The 13,561-nt window shown below is 64.1% G+C and carries 13 protein-coding genes; 7 read left to right on the top strand and 6 right to left on the bottom strand.

From position 1 onward, the window contains the following. Positions 1-137: 137 nt before the first annotated feature. Entirely contained in the window at positions 138-1,322 is a 1,185-nt protein-coding gene (locus AC1DEK_RS04765; protein ID WP_478124071.1) for a glycoside hydrolase 100 family protein, read from the bottom strand. 124 nt (positions 1,323-1,446) lie between these two features. Between AC1DEK_RS04765 and AC1DEK_RS04760 the strand changes: the two genes are divergently transcribed. After that, positions 1,447-2,634 (top strand): lipocalin family protein, encoded by a 1,188-nt coding sequence (locus AC1DEK_RS04760; RefSeq protein ID WP_478124070.1) that lies wholly within the window; start codon positions 1,447-1,449, stop codon positions 2,632-2,634. 9 nt (positions 2,635-2,643) lie between these two features. Here the strand turns inward: AC1DEK_RS04760 and AC1DEK_RS04755 are convergent, their stop codons facing one another. Continuing rightward, positions 2,644-3,429 carry an AraC family transcriptional regulator gene (locus AC1DEK_RS04755; RefSeq protein WP_478124069.1) on the bottom strand — a complete coding sequence of 262 codons (786 nt, stop codon included), beginning with the start codon at positions 3,427-3,429 and terminating at the stop codon, positions 2,644-2,646. Positions 3,430-3,541: 112 nt separating this feature from the next. Here AC1DEK_RS04755 and AC1DEK_RS04750 point away from each other — a divergent pair, with 112 nt between their 5' ends. Next, positions 3,542-4,789, top strand: coding sequence for an MFS transporter (locus AC1DEK_RS04750; protein WP_478124068.1), 1,248 nt, complete (start codon positions 3,542-3,544; stop codon positions 4,787-4,789). Positions 4,790-4,794: 5 nt separating this feature from the next. On the opposite strand, the gene AC1DEK_RS04745 is transcribed toward AC1DEK_RS04750, so the two are convergent. Further along, positions 4,795-6,111, bottom strand: coding sequence for a sulfatase family protein (locus AC1DEK_RS04745; protein WP_478124067.1), 1,317 nt, complete (start codon positions 6,109-6,111; stop codon positions 4,795-4,797). Positions 6,112-6,139: 28 nt separating this feature from the next. Beyond that, entirely contained in the window at positions 6,140-7,126 is a 987-nt protein-coding gene (locus AC1DEK_RS04740) for a Bug family tripartite tricarboxylate transporter substrate binding protein (RefSeq protein WP_478124066.1), read from the bottom strand. Positions 7,127-7,252: 126 nt separating this feature from the next. On the opposite strand from AC1DEK_RS04740, the gene AC1DEK_RS04735 reads away from it, so the two are divergent. Next, positions 7,253-7,762: a MarR family winged helix-turn-helix transcriptional regulator gene (locus AC1DEK_RS04735; RefSeq protein WP_478124065.1), complete on the top strand. Its 510-nt coding sequence runs from the start codon at positions 7,253-7,255 to the stop codon at positions 7,760-7,762. Positions 7,763-7,797: 35 nt separating this feature from the next. On the opposite strand, the gene AC1DEK_RS04730 is transcribed toward AC1DEK_RS04735, so the two are convergent. Continuing rightward, on the bottom strand, positions 7,798-8,802 hold the full coding sequence (locus AC1DEK_RS04730) for a Bug family tripartite tricarboxylate transporter substrate binding protein (protein ID WP_478124064.1): 1,005 nt from the start codon (positions 8,800-8,802) through the stop codon (positions 7,798-7,800). A 160-nt stretch (positions 8,803-8,962) separates the two neighbouring features. On the opposite strand from AC1DEK_RS04730, the gene pcaQ reads away from it, so the two are divergent. Genes pcaQ through AC1DEK_RS04710 form a run of 4 tightly spaced genes read left to right on the top strand, consistent with a single transcriptional unit; the run spans position 8,963 to position 12,859 of the window. Further along, entirely contained in the window at positions 8,963-9,904 is a 942-nt protein-coding gene (gene pcaQ / locus AC1DEK_RS04725) for a pca operon transcription factor PcaQ (protein WP_478124063.1), read from the top strand. A gap of 41 nt (positions 9,905-9,945) precedes the next feature. Beyond that, on the top strand, positions 9,946-11,349 hold the full coding sequence (locus AC1DEK_RS04720; protein ID WP_478124062.1) for a sensor histidine kinase: 1,404 nt from the start codon (positions 9,946-9,948) through the stop codon (positions 11,347-11,349). Further along, positions 11,346-11,930: a GAF domain-containing protein gene (locus AC1DEK_RS04715; protein WP_478124061.1), complete on the top strand. Its 585-nt coding sequence runs from the start codon at positions 11,346-11,348 to the stop codon at positions 11,928-11,930. Before AC1DEK_RS04720 ends, AC1DEK_RS04715 begins: the two co-directional genes overlap by 4 nt. Further along, positions 11,927-12,859, top strand: a complete 933-nt coding sequence (locus AC1DEK_RS04710; protein ID WP_478124060.1) for a nucleoside hydrolase — start codon at positions 11,927-11,929, stop codon at positions 12,857-12,859. Before AC1DEK_RS04715 ends, AC1DEK_RS04710 begins: the two co-directional genes overlap by 4 nt. Here AC1DEK_RS04710 and AC1DEK_RS04705 read toward each other — a convergent pair whose 3' ends face one another. Next, on the bottom strand, positions 12,860-13,555 hold the full coding sequence (locus AC1DEK_RS04705) for a phosphoribosyltransferase (protein ID WP_478124059.1): 696 nt from the start codon (positions 13,553-13,555) through the stop codon (positions 12,860-12,862). Positions 13,556-13,561: the final 6 nt, after the last annotated feature.

Here is a 13,561-nt window from a genome sequence, read left to right as displayed (position 1 = left end):
GACGTTGGATATGCGCTCTTCGCCCGGTTGACTCCATTGTTTGCGGCCACCGTCGCAACCGAAATGGGAAAGCTCTGAGTGCCTTCAGATACGTCCTGTACAACGGGAAAATTCCACGAAGCTCAAAGAAAGGGATCTCACCAAGCCGTTCCCTCGCCGAGAAGAGCCCGCCTGGCGAGCAGAAAGGTCGCCGCATTCCAGCTCTGGCCGGCCATGCCCATCGGCGCGAGCGTGCGCCCATGAAACCATTCGGTGAAGCGCCAGCCGTCCAGTTCGTTCGTGCGCGCAAGTTTGGCAAGCTCGGCCCATGCCATCTCGTGCATGCCCAGCCGAGCCAGAGCCATCACCCAGAAGCCACCGACGAAAGGCCAGATGCCGCCGTTGTGATACTGGTGCACGAGGTTCTGCTGGTGGCGCGCCATGTAGGCCCGCCAGAGCGCGTGGTGATGCGACATCGGATGCAGCACCACGCGCACCGGATAAGGTTCGCATGCATGCGCGGCGACGATGGACTTGACGATGCGCTTTGCCATGGAAGCATCGGCCAGCCCACTCTGGATTGCGAGGATGTTGCCGAACACGTCGCCTTCGTCGCCGACGAACGAGAGATTGACGAAGCTGAGATAGAGCCCCGGGTCCCGCCGGCCACGGCGCGCATAGTGCCGAAGCAGTCGCGCGCGGTGGTATTCAGGCAGGTCGCGTTGGAATGGATTGAACAGGTGATTGAAGTGGCGCTGCGTGGCCTCGGCGTTGTCGAGCGCGTAGCGGTGCTTGACGTCATACCAGAGCGCATTCGTATAGAGAACGTAGCCCGAGCGCGGCATGATGTCCGCCCAGTCGCTGGCCTCGTTCTGCTGCAGCAATCGGAAATGCTGGTGCTCTTGTGCGAGCAGCCATCCGATCGCGCGATTCACCTCGCCATCCCAGCGTGACGACTCGACTCGGCCATGGCGCCGCACATGGTCCACGGCGATGAGCCACCATAGAGTTGCGTCGATACAGCCCAGGTACCAGAAGTCCGCGTCCAGACCTTCCGGATCGACGTACTTGGGGATCTGCCCGTTGCCCGCCTGCTGCGCCGCGAGCGCATCCAGGCTGGCGGCAGCGCCGTCTTCCAGCGCCGGCACGCCGCTGCCGCACATGGCCATCACGCAAATTGCGGCGTCGCGGCCGAAGATGCGCGTATAGCGCCTGGCCTCGGCTGCCTCCGTGCGGCTTGCCGCAAGAATGCCGTGCCGCGTGAGGTTGCGTGCCAGGAGATCGAGCGATGCCTGGGTGCAGGCTTCGATGAGCGAAAGAGCAGGGGCGTCGAGGCTGGTCATGGGTGTCTATGGTCGCGCAAGAATGCCGCCAGGGCGATTTTCCTCAGTGCTTGGCTAAGATGTCGGCCGATCGAGTGCACGCCAAAAGACGCGCAGGACGCGCAAGACGAAAGGACGCCCGAGCATGAACGCGAACGATCCCGCTCCAAGACGCCGTAGGCATTCCACCTCCGGCGGTTCGCGCTCTTATCGGAAGCGATCGCACAAGAAGGGATTGCTGGTCTTCTTCGCGACGGTCATTGTGGTTGGAGCGGTCATCGCAGCGGGCGTGCTGTATCTCTCGGACACCGAACCGAGTCCGGTTGCCGCCGCAGCCATCGCGCCAACGGCCGAAACCCGAAAACCCGCCGAGCGGACTTCCGCACTTCCCCCGCTCAACCTGCCCGCCGACGATGCACCCCACGGCTCGGCCATGGAATGGTGGTACTACAACGGCTTTCTCGGAGCGAAGGGCGGCCCTCGCTATGCGTTCCACATGGTTGTCTTCGTGGCCAATGGCCTGGTCAAGCACACGGCCATGCATGCGGCGCTGACCGACCTTCAGACCGGCAAGCGCTACGTAAGCCAGACCCGCACCGCTGGCATCCCCACGACGAGCGTTCCGAACGGTTTCGATTTCAAGCAGGAAGGATGGCAGGCGTCGTCGTCGCCTTCGTCGCAGATGCTGCATGCTGACTTCGACGGTGCATCCATCTCGGTCGAGCTGAAGGAGTCGGGCCCGACAGTCGCGCATCGTGCCCCAGGCTCGGAAACGCCGGGCGTGCTCGATTTCGGCAACAGCGGGATCAGCTACTACTACTCGCGCCCGCGGCTTTCGGCGCAAGGCACCGTCGCCGTCGGCGCGAAGTCGCTCCCAGTGTCCGGCGAAGTGTGGTTCGATCACCAGTGGGGTGAATTCGACGTCTTGTCCCTGGGCTGGAACTGGTTCGCGCTTCATCTCTCGGACGGGTCGGACCTGATGCTCTATGAGCTTTTCGACATGGACGAGCGGAAAGTCATGACCGCAGGCACCTTGTCGAATGCCAAGGGATCGGTGCCGATCAAGCCGGGTGAGATTGAACTCACGCCGGGCGCGACGTGGACCAGTCCGAAGACAAACATCAGGTATGTGCTCGACTGGAACATCAAGCTTCCGGCTGGCGTCCTGAAGGTGCAGCCCTTCGCGTCCAACAGCGAGTTTGATTCGGGCGGAACGACCGGGAATGTCTATTGGGAGGGGCCGGTGAAGGTGACCGGCGATCTGCAAGGCGAGGGGTTCCTGGAGTTGAGTGGCTATGACCGTCTGAGCGCGAAAAAAGCAAGGGGCAAATGAGGGCCGACTTCAGCGGAAAAATTCGCTCGGCGGAAGGCCGAACTGACGCTTGAACATGGTCGCAAAAGCGCTCGGGCTGTCGTAGCCCAGTGCGAGCGCGACGTCGACCACCTTGGCGCCGGTGGCGAGCCGCTCCAGGCCGTGCAGCAAGCGCGCCTGCTGCCTCCATTTGCTGAAGGTCATGCCGGTCTCGCGCGCGAAGACGCGCTGCAAGGTCTTGGCGTCGACGGACAACAGCCCGGCCCATTCGCCGAGCGTTGTCGCGTCGTGGGGCGCTGCCAGCAGGCGCGCGCAGATGCGATGCAGGCGTGCGTCGGTGGGCTGTGGCAGGTGCAGCGGCAACACCGGCAGCGCGTGCAGTTCATCCAGCAGCAAGCGCATCACCCGACCGTCGCGCGAATTCTCCGTATAGCCTGGAGCCACTTTAGTGGCCGCCTGGATCAATTCGCGCAGCAGCGGCGAAATGCCGACCGCATGCGAATGCGTGGGCAGCTGCGGTGCCGCTTCCGGACGCACGTAGATGCTGCGCATGCGGAGCTCGCCGATGCAACGAATGGCGTGCGGAAGGCCGGCCGGCATCCAGATGCCGCGCGTGGGTGGGACGATCCACCGCCCCTTGCCGGCGCTCACCATCATGACCCCGTGCACTGCATAGATCAGTTGGCTTTTGGTGTGCGCATGCGGCGCGATCATGTGACCAGCCGGATAGTCGGTGGCCCTGCAGCTCACGGGTGCCGGGTGGCTGTCGACTTGCGCCAGGAAGTCCGGGTCCGGTGCCCGGGCGGTGCGGCTCATGCGGGTGTCCTTTTCGCGAAGATCGCAGCCCGAATGGCGTGCGACAGGCTCTGATGCTAGCGTTACGATCCGCTTTTTTCGCAAGCCTCGCGCGGAATTTCGCGCCCACACCATGTCTTCGACAGCTACTGCCCACACATCACCCGGTTCCGCGGCATCGACATCGAGCGGTGTCTCCTTCGGCATCCTGGGAGCCATCAGCGCCTCTCACCTGATCAACGACATGATGCAGTCGCTGATCCTCGCGATCTATCCGGTGTTGAAGGGGGACTTCCACCTGAGCTTCGGCCAGATCGGGCTGATCACGCTGACCTACCAACTGACCGCCTCGCTGTTCCAGCCTTTGGTCGGGCTCTATACCGACCGCAAGCCGGTGCCGTACTCATTGCCGGTTGGCATGGGTTTCACGCTGTGCGGCCTGGTGCTGCTGGCGTTTGCGCCAAATTACGCCATGCTGCTGCTGGCGGCCGCGCTGGTGGGCACCGGCTCGTCGATCTTTCACCCGGAATCTTCCCGCGTGGCGCGCATGGCTTCCGGTGGGCGGCACGGGCTGGCGCAGTCGCTGTTCCAGGTTGGCGGCAACACCGGCAGCGCGCTCGGACCTTTGGTGGCCGCGGCGGTGATCGTGCCCTTCGGCCAGCGCAGCGTGGCGTGGTTCGGGCTGGCGGCCCTGCTGGGCATCGTGCTGCTGTCCCAGGTGAGCCGCTGGTATGCCGCGCATCACGCCGCCGCCAGCGCGCGCGCTGCGCGAAGGCCCGCTGCCGCGCCACTGCCGCGCGGCAAAGTGCTCGGCGCCATTGGCGTGCTGCTGTTGCTGATTTTTTCGAAGTACTTCTACATCGCAGGCATCAGCAGCTTCTACACCTTCTATCTGATAGAACGCTTCGGGCTCTCGGTTCAGAGCTCTCAATATCACCTGTTCGTCTTCCTCTTTGCCTCGGCGCTGGGCACGCTCGCCGGCGGGCCGATCGGCGATCGCATCGGACGCAAGCCGGTGATCTGGGCATCCATCCTGGGTGTGGCGCCGTTCGCATTGCTGCTGCCGCATGCCGACCTGTTCTGGACAACCACGTTGACGATCCTGATCGGGCTGATCCTGTCGTCGGCGTTCTCGGCGATCCTCGTCTATGCGCAGGAACTCATCCCCGGCAAGGTGGGCATGGTTTCGGGGCTCTTCTTCGGCTTTGCCTTCGGCATGGGTGGCCTGGGCGCTGCGCTGCTGGGGCTCCTGGCGGACCACACCAGCATCGACTACGTGTACCGTGTCATCGCGTACCTGCCGCTGCTGGGCGTCGTCGCCGTGCTGCTGCCGAACATCGAGCGGCCGCGCCGCACCTCCGGGGCTGCCGTTCGCACCTGAGCACTTCAGCGTTGCGGCATGTCCTTGGTGGAATAGCCGAGGCTGACCGTCGCGTCTTCCGGAATGGGCGGCATGGTCGCATTCCATGCCTGCCAGGCCGCACGCATCGCGGCCAGCCGCTCTGGGTCGCGCTTCGCCTGATTGGCGCGCTCGCGCTCGTCGGCCGGGATATTGAAGAGATATTCGTTGCCGTCCACCTGCAGGTACTTCCAGTCGCCGTCGCGCATTGCGCACTGGCCGCGATGGTTCATGCGCCAATGGAGAGGCCGCCGGAAGCTGGAGGCCGCGTCACGAAGAACAGGCATCAGCGAGATTCCATCGAGCGGATAGGCCGGGTTCGCCGAGACGCCCGCTGCATCGAGCATGGTGGCCGACCAGTCCATCGTCATGCAGTGCTGCGCGCTTTCGCCGCCGGGGCCAATGACATCCGGCCAATGCGCAATCCACGGCACGCGGATGCCGCCTTCAGTGAGGTCCATCTTGCCGCCAACCAGCGGCCAGTTGTCAGAGAAGCGTTCGCCGCCGTTGTCGCTGGTGAAGACGACCAGTGTGTTGTCGGCCATGCCGTGCTTGTCGAGCGCATCCATGATCCAGCCGATGCCTTCGTCCATGTGATGGATCATGCGGCGGTAAACGTGGATGTTTCCCCCGGCGAGATCGAACAGGTTGTCCTTCACCTGGGGCCCCCGGCCTGCGTCTTCGCGGGTTTCCCAGGGCCAGTGCGGCGCGGTGTAGTGCAGGCTCAGGAAAAACGGCGCGTCCTGCTGCGCCATGCGGTCGACATAGTCGACGGCACGGCGCGAGAGCAGGTCGGTCAAGTAGCCCTCCTGCTGACAGTCGTCCTCGCCAAGCCACAGATCGTGCCGTCCGGTCGAGTCGCAATGGGTGAAGTAGTCGACGCCCCCCGACATCGGCCCGAAGAACTCCTCATAGCCCGAGCGCAGTGGCCCGAATGAAGGCAACGAACCCAGGTGCCATTTGCCGATGAGCGAAGTGCGGTAGCCGCCGTCGCGCAGCATCGAGGGCAAGGTCGGGTGCTCCGGGGGCATCCCGAGCGTCGTGCTTCCCCGGCTTTTGCTGTTGATCGGCTCTTCGGCCGCGCCGCGCAGGCGGTACTGATAGCGCGCCGTGATCATCGCGAAGCGCGTGGGCGAGCACACCGGCGAGTTCGAGTAGCCCTGCGTGAACTTGATGCCGCGCGCTGCCATCCGGTCGAGCACCGGCGACACAGGCCCGAAGTCGGCCTCGCGGCCGCCGTAGCAGCCGAGATCCGCATAGCCGAGGTCGTCGGCGACGATGAAGATGATGTTGGGTCGTTGCATGGATTTCAGGGTTGGTAGCCGGATTTCATTAGTCATTCGCCTGGAAATTCACGGCCTTCATGATCACGGCCCAGCGGGCGGTGTCTTCGCGCATTGTCTTCAGGAGTGCGTTCGCGTCGTCGCCGGTGACATACATGCCGTTCTGCAGCAGTTGCTGCTTCACCTCGGGCGAATTGACCGCGCGGGTGAATTCGGCGCGCAGCTTCTCGACGATCGGCTTCGGCGTCTTCGCGGGCGCGTAGTAGGCGAACCATGCGGTCGCGACCACATCTTTCAGCCCGGCCTCGACGAAAGTCGGAAGATCGGGCATCAGCGGCGAGCGCTTCTCGCCGCTGGTCGCGAGCACCTTCACGCGGCCGCCGGGCTGCATCTGGAGCGCACCGCCGACGGTGTCGAAGTAGACCGGAATCTGCCCGCCCATCACGTCCTGCCGCGCAGGAGTAGAGCCCCGGTAAGGCACATGGACCATCTTGAGCCCCGCCGAGCGATTGAGCATCTCGCCGAGAAAATGCGATGGCGTGCCCGCGCCGTACGAGCCGAAGCTGACTTTGTCGCCCTGCGCCCTGGCCCACGTGATGAACTCGGCCAGTGTGTTGGCCGGCACGTCCTTGCTCACCACCAGCGCGAGTTCGAAGCGCGCTGCATTGACGATCGGGACGAAGTCCTTGATCGGGTCGTACGACAGCTTCGCGTACGCGCTCGGGTACATCGTCATCATGCTGGCGGTGCCGAGCAGCAGGGTGCGTCCGTCGGGCGGCGCGGTCTTGACCGCCTCGACCGCAATGCGGCCCGATGCGCCCGAACGGTTGTCGACGATCAGCGGGCCGAGCGAGTCGCGCACCTCCTGGGCGATGGCGCGCGTCAGCACGTCCTGCGTGCCGCCGGCCGGAACGCCGATCAGCACCTTGATCGGCTGGCCGGGCGTGAAGGCCGCTTCGGCGCTTGCCAGGGGCGAGAGCGCGAGGGCGCAGAGGCCGGCAACCAGGCTGCGGCGGTCGAGATCGGTGCGGGGCATGAATGTCTCCTGGAATGGGTTCGAACTGCAGGCCTTCGGGAGGAACCGGCCTCGGATCACTTTAGATTTGCGACACTCGATTGATCTAATCAACCATTCTCCGGACTAACCCCAGATGAACCCCAGATGAACCCGACGCCAGCACCGCGCCGACCGCTCGACGACCTGCTGCTGTATCGGCTGTCGCGGCTTCTCTCGGTCGCGGGCAGCATGGTCATCAGGATCTGCGAGGGGCGCTTCGGCATCACGCGGCGCGAGTGGCGGCTGATTGCCACGCTGGCGAGCCATGGCGAACTGAGTTCGTCCGGTCTCGCCGAGCATGCGCAGCTCGATCGCGCGCGTACATCGAAAGCCATCGGTTCGCTGGTGGACAAACAACTGATCGCTCGCTCGCGTCCGGCGGGTGACCGGCGGCAGGTGCTCTTGTGTCTCACCGAGCGCGGCCGGGAGGTGTACGACGAACTGTTCCCGCTGGTGACCCGCATCAACACCGACCTGCTCGGCGCACTCGACGCCGACGCCGCCACGCAACTCAACCAATCGCTCGCACGCCTGCAACTGCATGCGGAACAGATGGTTGCCGAGGCAGTGCTGCCCAAGGCGGACCGCCGGCGGCGCGGCGCCAAGGCGGATTGAGCAGCAACGGGTGCGCACATCATGTCGTGCCAGCTTCAATCCAGCTTCATGCCGGTCGACTTGACGATCTTGCCGTAGCGGGCGCGGGCGCTCTCGAGGTGCTGCGCGGCTGCATCGCCGGTTTCGCCGAGCGCCACCATGTCGAGCGCGGCGAGGCGTGCCTTGACCTCCGGCGTCGCGAGGGCAGTCTGCAGCGCCTTGCGCAGCGTTGCCATGACAGGCTCCGGTGTTGCGGCCGGGACCATCGCCATGTAGAGCACCTCGAACTCCAGGTCCTTGAGGCCCAGTTCGCCCACTGTGGGCACCTGCGGAAGGAGCGGCGCACGCTGGCGTCCGGTGACGGCCAGGGGCGTGATCTTGCCGGTCTGGATTTGCGGCAGCAGCCCCGGCGTCGCGAGGATGCCCGCCTGGACCTCGTTCGACAGCAGCGCCATCACGGCCGGCGCATTGCCCTTGTAGGGCACGTGGACCACCTTCGCGCCAGTGACGGTCGAGAAGATTTCCGAAGCGATGTGGCCGGGGCTGCCGTTCCCGGCAGAGCCGAAGGTGATCTCGCGTGTCTTGCTCTTGGCAACGAAGTCGTTGAAGTCCTTGGCCTGGACGGCAGGGTTCACGGCAAACGTGAGCCCGGATGAACTGAAGATCATCAGCGGCTTCAGGTCCTTCGGCGCGAAAGGCATGCTCTTGTAGAGATGCGGGTTGATCGTGAAGGTGGTGTCGATGCTCAGCAGCACGGCGTAGCCGTCTGCGGGGCTCTTGGCAACCGCGTCGGCGCCGATGTTGCCGCCTGCCCCAGGGCGGTTGTCGACGACGAAAGGCTGCCCGAGTTCGTGTTGAAGCGGTACGGCAAGCGCACGCCCCAGGATGTCCAGCGGGCCGCCCGCCGGAAAGTTGGTGATGAGTTTGACGGGCTTGTCAGGGAATCCCGCCTGGGCGGCGGCCGTGACCGCGCAAAGGCTGGCGGCAATGACGAGGGCGGCCTTGGCAATCAGGCCGCCTCGGCGTGGCGCGCTGCGCGCGCGATCAAAGTGCAGGTTCATTCGTTTTGTCTCCAGTCCGTTCGTGACGCTCGGAAGGCGGCGTCGACATGCGGCCACTTTAGGAGCGCGATGGCCGCCGCACAAATGAAAGCTCTTCTGCGTGGTATTCCTGATCGTTATATTTGGATCTCGGCTCTGCTCAAGCGCCGCGCAACAAGCCATGAATTTCTCCCGCCTGAAACTGCGTCACCTCCAGTGCCTGGCCATCGTCGGCCAGGAGCGCAACCTCGTTCGCGCGGCCAAGGCGCTCGCGCTGACGCAGCCTGCGGTGTCCAAGACCATTGCCGAACTCGAGGACATCGTCGGGCGGCCATTGCTCGTGCGCCGTCGCCGCGGCGTGGATCTGACGCCCGCAGGCGAAGTGCTCGTGCGGCACGCGGTCGTGATGCTGCGTGGACTGCGGGAGGGGCTGTCGCTCGCGCTCGACCAGCCGGAAACGGACCATGTCCGCCTCGCCGTTGGCGCGCTGCCGAACATGGCGGCGAGCCTGCTGCCCGCCTCCATTGCGTTGTTGACTGCTTCGCATCCCGTCCTGCGCGTGCGCGTGGTCAGCGGCACAAATGCGCAATTGATGACGCAGCTTCGTCAGGGGGAGATCGACGTGGTGCTCGGACGGCTCGCGCAAGCTTCGGCCATGGTGGACCTGGCTTTCGAGCAGCTCTACAGCGAGCCTCTGATGCTCGTCGCCCGGGCCCATCACCCCCTTGCCAAATCCAGGCAACCGGCATTGGATGCCTTGGCGGACTTTCCGCTCATCTTGCCGGTGCAGGGCACATTGGTTCGCGACACCGCGGACGGCTTTCTCTACGCACGGGGCGTCGCGCCGCCCCGGCAACTGATCGAGGCCACCGATACGACCTTCGCGTTGGCGCTGCTGGGTCGAACCGACGCCGTCTGGTTTGCGCCGAAAGGAGCGGCCGAAGCAGCGCTGGCGCTCGGCGACCTGTGCAGGCTTCAGTTCGATACAAGCAGTACCGATGGGCCCGTCGGCATGACCGTTCGACGTGCCGGCGAAACCAGCGCGGGAGTGCAGTTGCTGGTTCAAGCGGTGCGCACCGTGCTCGAAAAGAACCCTTCAGAAATCCTGTCCGCCTGCCGATAACAGTTCGACGCCACCGCTGACGTCGTCTCGAACTTGTTGCTATGGAAACCGAAAATGAAGGGCAGGGCAGTACGGGTACTGCCGTCGAACAGCCAAAGCGGCAGTTGGATCTGACCGTCGAGCGTTCGCAGTGGATCGGCGCACAACTGATGAAGAGCCTGATGAATGTGACGCCGGGCAGGGGCGTCATAAGCGTGACGTTGATCCCGCTCATGGTCGGCTTCTGCTGGGACAACGCCAATCGAATGGCATTGATCCTTTGGCTCTTCTCTGCGCTTCCGATCACCGTGGCGAGGCTCTTCGTGTGTCGGACCTACAGACGGACATACCGCGACGCACCTGCCGAGATCAAGGCGGAATTCGTCCGTCGGTTGCTGCCATTGGCGATGGTGGAGGGCGCCTTCTGGGGAATATCGGTTTGGATATTCTTCCAGCGTATTCCGGTCGTGGACCAGTTCGGGTGCTGGGTCATCCTGACGATTCAAGTCGTTGGCCCGCTCACGAGACTGGCTTTCGTGCCCCGGTTGATGCAGGGATACATCGGCACTCTCTTCGCGGTCGCGCTTTCGGGCATTGCATACACGCTCGTGGCGTATCCGGACGATCATCGCTTCCATCTTTGGTTTGTCGCGCTGATTCTTTTCCAGTGGTTCTCTATCCAATATCAAGCGAAATCCTTCCTCCGGAACCAGACCGAGCATTTCGGGCTTCAATACGACCTGGCCGAAAAAGAGCGCCAGGCCCTCGAATCGCTCGACCTCAAGAGCCGCTTCCTGGCCGTCGCCACACACGACCTTCGGCAACCCGTTGCGGCATTGAGGCTCTACGTCGATTTTCTCAATGACGATCCGGAGGCGAGCCACGAACTGGCACCAAAGATTGCCAACGCAACTGCCGCGGTGAGTCATCTGTTCGACTCTCTCTTCGACTTGTCCAGCCTGGACAGTGGCCGTGTGCGCTTGACAGTGCAGCCTGTGCAGATTGCCGAACTCATGCGCGACTTGCAGCTTCAACATGAACCTTTGGCCACTGCCAAGGACATCAAGCTGCGTGTCCGCGCCTGCGACGCATTGATTCATTCCGATCGCGTGCGCTTGAAAAGGATGATCGGCAATGTCCTTTCGAACGCCATCAAATACAGCATGCCGGGCAAGCAGATTCTCCTGGCCGCGCGCGTTCTCAAGACCGGTGTTCGCATCGAAGTGTGGGACCAGGGCATCGGCATTCCCGCCGACCAGATCGACAAGGTGTTCGACGAGTTCTACAAGGTGGCCGAAGGTGCGGCCTTGTCGAGCGACGGCGTCGGGCTGGGACTGTCGCTCGTCTCGCGCCTGGCCAAGACGCTCCAGTCGGAGGTTCGCCTCCAATCAATCGTCGGGCAGGGCACCCGTTGCTCTATTCGATTGGGCGATCTGAATTCCGCAATTCGAGGTGACTGGCGATGAAGTCTTCGTCTGAAAACAGGGATGCAGGGTTGAACGAATGGGCGGCGCGCGTGGCCAGCATCGCAGCCGGAGCGAGCACGCGTCCCGGCAGTGAAATCGTCGAGCGCTCCATCGGAAGTCTTCTGCGCATCGTGCGCGAGCACCTCAAGCTCGACGTCGTGTTCGTGGGAGAGTTCGTCGACGGCCATCGCGTGTTCCGCCAGATCTCATCGAGCGCACGCGAACTCTTCCAGGTGGGGCAGTCTCATCCTCTCGAACAAAGCGTGTGCCAAAGAATCGTCGACGGTCGGCTGCCCCATCTCCTGCATGACCTGTCGGGGGTGCGGATGATGTACGGCATGCCCGAGTATTTCAAGAACATCGGTGCGCACATCGGTGTGCCGGTACGGTTCGCCGACGGCACGCTCTACGGCGTCTTGTGCGGGTTCAGCCGTGAAGCGTGTCCTCATCTGGGCGAGCGCGACGTGAGGCGCCTGGAGATGGCTGCTGCTGCCACGGCCCGGCTGCTGGCGCAAGCGGATGGGTATGAAGTCAGTCCAGCACAATATGCACTCCGCCTGGATTCGCGACTGACTCAATGAACAGCATCTGGATCGACACCGACATGGGCTTCGATGACCTCGCGGCGGTGCTGACCATGACGCAGACGCCCGGTTGGCGTGTGGACGGCATGTCGCTTGTCGCGGGCAACGCGCCGCTCGAAGTGGTGATCGACAACGCGCTGCGTTCTGCGGCATTCTTCGAGTGGGGCTTTCCGATTCACGCGGGCAGCTCCAGGCCGATGGCCAGTGAACTGGTGACAGCGCAGAACATCCTCGGCATGGATGGCATGGCGTCAGCAGGCCGCAGCTTGCCGATGGCTCGCGGCTCGTTGGCATCGCGCGATGCCGTGGCTGCGTTGATTGACTATCTCGATTCGTCACGCGATCCGACGACTGTGCTGGCGCTGGGTCCGCTCTCCAACATCGCCGCCGTTCTGCAACGCCGACCCGAGCTTGCAGCGCGCATCGGGCGCCTCATGTGGATGGGTGGCAGCGCAGGGCCGGGCAATCACACGGCAGCGGCGGAGTTCAATGCGGCGGTCGATCCGGAAGCGATCAACGTGGTGCTCGAAGCGGGCGTGGTGCTGCACATGGTGGGTCTCGACGCCTGCCGGCAGGTGCGCGTACATGCAAGCGATGCCGAGGCGTTGCGCGCGCTCGGCTCCGACAAGGCGCAAGTGTTGGCCGACCTGCTGCTCGGCTATGTTCGCATTGCAAGCCCGGCCGGCACGCTGCCGATGTCGCTGTACGACCCCACGGCCGCGGCGGCGCTGGTGGCTCCCCAAGGGATGACGTTCAGGCCGGCGCACGTGGTGGCCGAATGCAAGGGGGAGTACACGCGCGGCATGACGGTCGTTGAATGGCGCGTGCCTAAACGGGCTCAGCCGAATGCGCAGGTGGCGAGCGTCGCGGACGAGGCGCTGCTGAGGCAGGTGGTGCTCGAAGCTCTTGCGCGTGCCGCTGGCTGATCAGTCCCGCAGGACCCATCCCCCGGGGACGGCCTTCAGCAGGGGGCTCTCGAACACGCCGACCACTCGAGTTGCGCGTTCTGCGCCGAGCCGGTCAACCCAGCGGCTGCCCTGCAGCATGGCGACTCCGCAGGCCACCACATGGCCCCCGAGCGATTCGATCAGGTCCCATGCCGCAAGCAGTGTGGTTCCGGTACTGATCGCGTCGTCGACCAGCACCAGTCGCTTGCCTTGGACAAGGGGGCGGAGATTCGGGTCGAGGTAGATGCGCTTTCCCGGCGTCGGAGAGGTGATCGAATGCACGGGCGCGGACAGCGCTTCGTCATACCAGAACTTGCGCGAGTAGCCCATCGGCACGTAGCGCGTGTGGCCCAGCGCATGGGCGACGACGGGTGCGAGCGTGAGCCCCAGCGTGGGCAGTCCGATGACCACATCGGGCGCATGCGCAGACAGACCTTGCGCGAGCATGGTGCCCAGCGCTTCAACCACTTCGAGCGAAGCGTGGTTGACCAGCAGCGAAGCAACGGCGTGCGACGGCTCGCTCGGCAACTGCCGGATGGGCAGCATGAGAACGCGGCCGTCCGGCAGGCGTGCCGGATAGGCGAACTGCCATGGTGCTTCGGGCTGTTCAACCGCATCCGCTGCGACGATGCGCTGCCAGTAGTCGGTGGTGGGTTCAGTGAAATGACGGGTCATGATCGT

Source organism: Variovorax sp. 10N420 (assembly GCF_056394705.1).
The sequence above is the reverse complement of the archived record's forward strand: the minus strand, read 5'-3'. Positions and strand labels throughout refer to the sequence as shown.

Excerpts from the sequence above, each read along its gene's own strand:
- AC1DEK_RS04745 (WP_478124067.1), bottom strand. The coding sequence starts at position 6,111 with ATGCAACGACCCAACATCATCTTCATCGTCGCCGACGACCTCGGCTAT.
- AC1DEK_RS04740 (WP_478124066.1), bottom strand. The coding sequence starts at position 7,126 with ATGCCCCGCACCGATCTCGACCGCCGCAGCCTGGTTGCCGGCCTCTGC.
- AC1DEK_RS04735 (WP_478124065.1), top strand. The coding sequence starts at position 7,253 with ATGAACCCGACGCCAGCACCGCGCCGACCGCTCGACGACCTGCTGCTG.
- AC1DEK_RS04755 (WP_478124069.1), bottom strand. The coding sequence starts at position 3,429 with ATGAGCCGCACCGCCCGGGCACCGGACCCGGACTTCCTGGCGCAAGTC.
- AC1DEK_RS04765 (WP_478124071.1), bottom strand. The coding sequence starts at position 1,322 with ATGACCAGCCTCGACGCCCCTGCTCTTTCGCTCATCGAAGCCTGCACC.
- AC1DEK_RS04760 (WP_478124070.1), top strand. The coding sequence starts at position 1,447 with ATGAACGCGAACGATCCCGCTCCAAGACGCCGTAGGCATTCCACCTCC.
- AC1DEK_RS04705 (WP_478124059.1), bottom strand. The coding sequence starts at position 13,555 with ATGACCCGTCATTTCACTGAACCCACCACCGACTACTGGCAGCGCATC.
- pcaQ (WP_478124063.1), top strand. The coding sequence starts at position 8,963 with ATGAATTTCTCCCGCCTGAAACTGCGTCACCTCCAGTGCCTGGCCATC.
- AC1DEK_RS04720 (WP_478124062.1), top strand. The coding sequence starts at position 9,946 with ATGGAAACCGAAAATGAAGGGCAGGGCAGTACGGGTACTGCCGTCGAA.
- AC1DEK_RS04750 (WP_478124068.1), top strand. The coding sequence starts at position 3,542 with ATGTCTTCGACAGCTACTGCCCACACATCACCCGGTTCCGCGGCATCG.
- AC1DEK_RS04715 (WP_478124061.1), top strand. The coding sequence starts at position 11,346 with ATGAAGTCTTCGTCTGAAAACAGGGATGCAGGGTTGAACGAATGGGCG.
- AC1DEK_RS04730 (WP_478124064.1), bottom strand. The coding sequence starts at position 8,802 with ATGAACCTGCACTTTGATCGCGCGCGCAGCGCGCCACGCCGAGGCGGC.
- AC1DEK_RS04710 (WP_478124060.1), top strand. The coding sequence starts at position 11,927 with ATGAACAGCATCTGGATCGACACCGACATGGGCTTCGATGACCTCGCG.